The organism is Geodermatophilus chilensis, assembly GCF_002802985.1.
Classification (GTDB): domain Bacteria; phylum Actinomycetota; class Actinomycetes; order Mycobacteriales; family Geodermatophilaceae; genus Geodermatophilus; species Geodermatophilus chilensis.
The window spans coordinates 1-4906 of sequence record NZ_NVPT01000251.1 but is presented as its reverse complement, the minus strand read 5'-3'; the positions used below and the strand labels follow the sequence as shown (position 1 = coordinate 4906).

The 4906-nt window shown below is 70.7% G+C and carries 5 protein-coding genes and 1 tRNA gene; 5 read left to right on the top strand and 1 reads right to left on the bottom strand.

The features are described from left to right. The first annotated feature begins 53 nt into the window (after positions 1 to 53). Positions 54 to 184, top strand: a tRNA-Lys gene (locus tag CNO22_RS28010). 118 nt (positions 185 to 302) lie between these two features. Here the strand turns inward: CNO22_RS28010 and CNO22_RS25530 are convergent. Continuing rightward, the gene (locus CNO22_RS25530) at positions 303 to 1436 is read right to left on the bottom strand and encodes a substrate-binding domain-containing protein (RefSeq protein ID WP_100502060.1); all 1134 of its coding nucleotides are present in this window, start codon (positions 1434 to 1436) and stop codon (positions 303 to 305) included. A gap of 121 nt (positions 1437 to 1557) precedes the next feature. Between CNO22_RS25530 and CNO22_RS25525 the strand changes: the two genes are divergently transcribed. The 4 genes from CNO22_RS25525 to CNO22_RS30300 all read left to right on the top strand — a co-directional run. Further along, on the top strand, positions 1558 to 1995 hold the full coding sequence (locus tag CNO22_RS25525; RefSeq protein ID WP_100502058.1) for a MarR family winged helix-turn-helix transcriptional regulator: 438 nt from the start codon (positions 1558 to 1560) through the stop codon (positions 1993 to 1995). Positions 1996 to 2316: 321 nt separating this feature from the next. Then, a complete protein-coding gene (locus CNO22_RS25520) occupies positions 2317 to 2967 on the top strand; it encodes an AmiS/UreI family transporter (RefSeq protein WP_100502057.1) in 651 nt (216 codons plus the stop codon). Between the two features lie 313 nt (positions 2968 to 3280). Next, a complete protein-coding gene (gene fmdA, locus CNO22_RS25515; protein ID WP_100502055.1) occupies positions 3281 to 4543 on the top strand; it encodes a formamidase in 1263 nt (420 codons plus the stop codon). A gap of 67 nt (positions 4544 to 4610) precedes the next feature. Then, a partial coding sequence (locus CNO22_RS30300) for an FmdB family zinc ribbon protein (protein ID WP_100502061.1) occupies positions 4611 to 4906 on the top strand: 296 nt, incomplete at its 3' end.

Below are 4906 nucleotides of genomic sequence, written 5' to 3'. Positions count from 1 at the left end.
CCGGTCTTGAGCTTGGCCGTCGGGGTCCTGGCCATGACCGCGCTGGCGCCGCCGCGTGCATTGGATCAGCTCGCCATACCGGTTGGGGTCGCGGTCGGTGCGTCGACCTCCGTCAACAGTCAGCTATGATCAACTTCTACGATTCTTAATCAGCGGGTTCGGGGTTCGAGTCCCTGATGGCGCACTTCACGGCGGGACACCGAGGTCGACTCCCCGCAGCGCAGGTCGGCCGCCCACTGAGCGGTGCACGCCCGCCGCGCGCACGAGGCCTGAGGGATGGGTGCGCTGACGCTCGGCCCGACTCACAGCTGGGCGAGGACCTCGAAGTCCAGACCGTCGGCACGAGCGACGTAGACGCGCTGCCGGAGGTGGCGGTCGGTGAGGTGCACCGGCCCTCGGGGACCGTCGTAGCCGGTGGCCTCCGCCACGGCGCAGATGGCCGGCAGATCCGTGCTGCCACAGCGCTGCCAGAGCTCGGCCAGCAGCCGGATGCCCTCGTAACAGGACTCGCCGAGGCTGGTCGGCGCTGGGGCCAGGACACCGTGCCGCTGGCTGTAGTCGGCCAGGAACTGGAGGCTGCTCTCGGTGCCCAGCGCCTCGAAGAAGCCCGCTGCCGCGTACAACCCGCTGGTGCCGTCGGCGCCTGTGGCCAGCAGCATGTTCTCGTCCATGAGCGGGCTCAGCCGAACGATCCGCTCGTCGAGCCCCCGGGCGGCGAACGCGCGGTTGAACTGCACCGCGTCCTCCCCCACGAGGAGCATCAGGATGCCCTCCGGGCGGACGCGCTCGATCTCGGTCAGGACGGAGCTGAAGTCCTCCGACCCGAGGCGGACGTACTCCTCCCCGCAGACGCGCGCGCCGAGCCGTGTGGCGTACGCCCGCGCGGCGGCCGCGGACGCCCGGGGCCACACGTAGTCGTCGCCGACGATGAACCACCGTCGGACACCCAACGCCGTCCCCATCCACCGCATCGCCGGGTAGAGCTGCAGGTCCGGCGTCTCCCCGGTGAGGAAGACGCCGGGCGTCCGCTCGCCGCCCTCGTAGAGGGCGGTGTAGACGTAGGGGACGCGCCCGGCCGTGCGGGGCGCGACGGCCTGCCGGACGGCGGAGATGTGCCATCCGGTCACTGCGTCGATGGCCTCGGCCGAGACGAGGCAGTCCACCTCGTCGGCCACCCGCTGGGGAGGCTGACCGCCGTCGATGACGACGAGCCGGAGTTGGCGCCCCAGCACTCCCCGATCAGCGTTCATCCCCTCCACGGCCAGGGCAGCAGAGGCCTCGCAGGATGGACCGAACATGCCGGCGGGCCCCTGCAGCGGGATCACCAGCCCCACGTGGAGGGTCTCGCGCCACGCATCGTCGCGGTCGGGCGCGGCAGCGACCGACGGACGGTTCGGGGCTGCAGCGAGGCCGGGGCGCACCCTCCGTTCGACCATCGGGCCTCCGCGGCTCTCCGGCGAGGCGACGCCCCCACGAGTGCGCGCGGTGAGCGCCAGACCTTCCCCCTACAATCCTTCCAGCAGCAAGCGACACTAGGACCGGGCGACAGGGAGCGCAATGCCGGGCATCGCCGCCGACCGCTCGGCGTTCGCGCTCATCACGGCGGTCGAACGGAAGCTGACCGCCGCGCTGGCCGCAGACCTCGAACGGGAGGGCGTGACCCTCGAACAGTGCCGGGCCCTGGACGGCCTGTCACACCGTGAGGGTCGGTCCATGAGCGAGCTCGCGAACCTCGCCATGCTGCCCGCACCGACGCTGACCAAGATCGTGGACCGACTCGTCGCGGCGAACCTGGTGCACCGCCGCAGCGACCCCTATGACCGACGTCGGGTCCTGGTGCTGCTCACTCCACGCGGCAGAGCGCTGCGCTCGCGACTCGACCGCATCCTGCAGCGACACGAGTCCAACCTCGAGGAGGTCCTGGGCGCCGCAGGCCTCGGTCAGCTCACGAATCTGTTGGCGCGGCTGCAGACGACGGGCGAGACGGGGGGTTGAGCGTCGGCCGTCCCCCGCGCCAGGGGGACGGCAGCGCCTTCCGCCATGCCGGCCCCGCCAGCACGAGGGGTCGCCCGCGGCACCGGGTAGCCCGATGCGGCGGAGCAGCAGTCGGCCATCCGTCGCGGGAGAAGAGGGCCGGCCCCACCGGTTGCCGAGCTGGACCGTCGGTGAGTACTTTCCACGGGAAATATTTCTCCGCTGAGTTCTCGTTCCCGGCTCCCCGACCCTGGGAGGGGTCCCGGGAGCATCTCCGACGCCGGCTCCCGTCGCGCCTCACCCCAGCGCGACGTCGTCCGGCCACACGGCAGGAGGGCCGACATGGGCGCCTTGGGACTGCTCTTCGTCGGTGCGGTGCTCTTCGTCAACGGTCTCGCTCTGCTGGGGCGGGTCGAGCCCCCGGCCGCCGCTCCGATCAACCTGTTCGTGGGCGCACTGCTGGTCGTGGTCGTCCTCTCCCTGGCCCTCCCGGCTGGTGCGGACCTGACCCCGGTGTTCACCGCGTCCGGCTTCCTGCTCTTCGGCTTCGTGTACCTCTACGTCGGCATCGTCAACCTGACGGGACACGCGGGCACCGGCGTGGGCTGGTACTCCGGCTGGGCAGCCGGTGTCTCGCTGCTCATCGCGGTGATCACCTTCAGCCGCGACGACGTCAAGTTCGGCACCTTGTGGCTGCTCTGGGCCCTGCTGTTCACGATGTTCTTCCTCGTCCTGGGTCTGGGACTGACCAGGCTGACGACGGTGACCGGATGGATCACCGTCGTGGAGGCGATCATCACCGCCACCATCCCCGGCCTGCTGCTCCTCCTCGGCGCCTGGACCGACGTCCCGGATCTGGTCGTCGTCGTGACCGCAGCAGCCGCCGTGGTGCTCTTCATGGTCATCGCGGGGCGTACGACCCGCAGCCAACCCGCCCGGACCGACCGGGCGGTCGAGGACTACCGCCGTGAGGACGCGGCCCCCAGCAGCTGAGGGATCGCGTCCCACGCGACCCCTGTCTCGCGCCCTCGACGAACGAGCGCCCTGGAGTGGAGGACGGCATGCACCGACACGACCACGACGTGTCCGAACTCGGGGATCTGGCGCTCCTTCCCGCCGGAGGACGAGGACTACGAGGTCGCCCGGATGGCGGACGCGGAGCTCCGCGTGATCCCCGCAGGGCCACTTCGCCGGCGGTGACCTCGACCCCTCGCCGCACTCTCGAGGGGTGAGGCGACCCTCCGGCATCCCCAAGCCCCGGCCGCCCGGCCGGATCGGAAGACCCGCCAACCACGAGGAGCAACCCGTGCCCGAGGTCATCTTCGAGATCAACCGCGACCTGAGCGTGCCCATGGCTCAGCAGGCGGTCCCTGGCCACAACCGCTGGCATCCGGACATCCCGCCGGCCAACACCGTCCGTCCGGGCGCCACCTACCGGATCGAGTGCAAGGACTGGACCGACGACCAGGTCCGCAACAGCGACGACGCCGAGGACATCCGCACCATGAACCTCGACCCGTGCCACGTGCTCAGCGGCCCCATCGCGTTCGAGGGCCTCGAGCCGGGCGACATGCTGGTGGTCGACATCGTGGACATGGGGCCCTTCGACGTGCAGCCGTGGGGATACACCGGCATCTTCGCCAAGGAGAACGGCGGGGGCTTCCTCACCGACTACTCGCCCGGAGCATCCAAGGCGATCTGGGACATCGACGGCATCTGGACCACCAGCCGGCACGTACCCGGCGTGCGCTTCGTCGGGAACTCCCACCCGGGGCTGTTCGGCTGCGCGCCCTCGGCCGACCTGCTGGCGGAGTGGAACCGCCGCGAACAGGCGCTCATCGACCTCAACCCCGACCGGGTGACCGGCGACATCCCCGCGAAGGGCGGCGAGACCCCCGGCGCGCCCCAGACCCCCGCGCTGGCGCTGCCCCCGCAGCCCAAGGACGCGCTCCTCGGCCGGTTGAGCGGCGCGGAGTTCGAGCGCGCGGCCACCGAGGCCTGCCGCACCATCCCGCCGCGGGAGCACGGCGGCAACGTCGACATCAAGGACCTCGGAGTGGGCAGCCGGGTGTACATGCCGGTCTTCGTGCCGGGCGGGCTGTTCTCCATCGGCGACCTGCACTTCGCGCAGGGAGACGGCGAGATCACCTTCTGCGGCGCCATCGAGATGCCCGGCTACATCGACCTGCACTTCGACGTCATCAAGGGCGGAATGGAGCGGTACAAGACCAACATGCCGTTCTTCAAGCCTGGTCGGGTCGGCCCCGGGTACTCCGAGTACCTGACCTTCGAGGGCATCAGCGTGGAGGACGGGCGGAACTACTACATGAACGCCACCGTCGCCTACCGGCAGGCCTGCCTGAATGCCATCAACTACCTCATGCCGGCGATGGACTGGACCTTCGAGCAGGCCTACCTCTTCCTCGGCGCGGCTCCCATCGACGGCCGGGTCGGGGGCGTCGTCGACATCCCCAACAGCGCGGTCTCCATCAGCATCCCCCTGTCGATCTTCGACCGGAGCCTCCTGCCGGAGGGGGCCGGAGGAGACCGCGAGCTGGTCGCTGACTGACCGATCGCCCCAGTCCGAGGCGGCGGGACGCCGCCGCCTCGGACCCCGACCGCGAGCAGGAGACGCCGTGCCCCTCTACGAGTTCCGCTGTCCACACTGCGGCCCGTTCGACGTACATCGGGACATGCGGGATGCCCCCGACAGCACCGCCTGCCCATCCTGCGATCGATCGGCCCGGAGGGTCTACTCCGTGGGGGTCTCCAGACCCGCCGGTGGGGCGCTACGGGATGCCACCAGGGCCGAGCGCGCGCGGGTGGACCGAGCCCGCAGCGGTGAGCCTGTCGTCACCGGCGCCCCGTCCGGGCGCCGCTTCCCCAGCCCCCGGGGGCACCATCACAGACAGGCCGTCTCTTCTACACATCT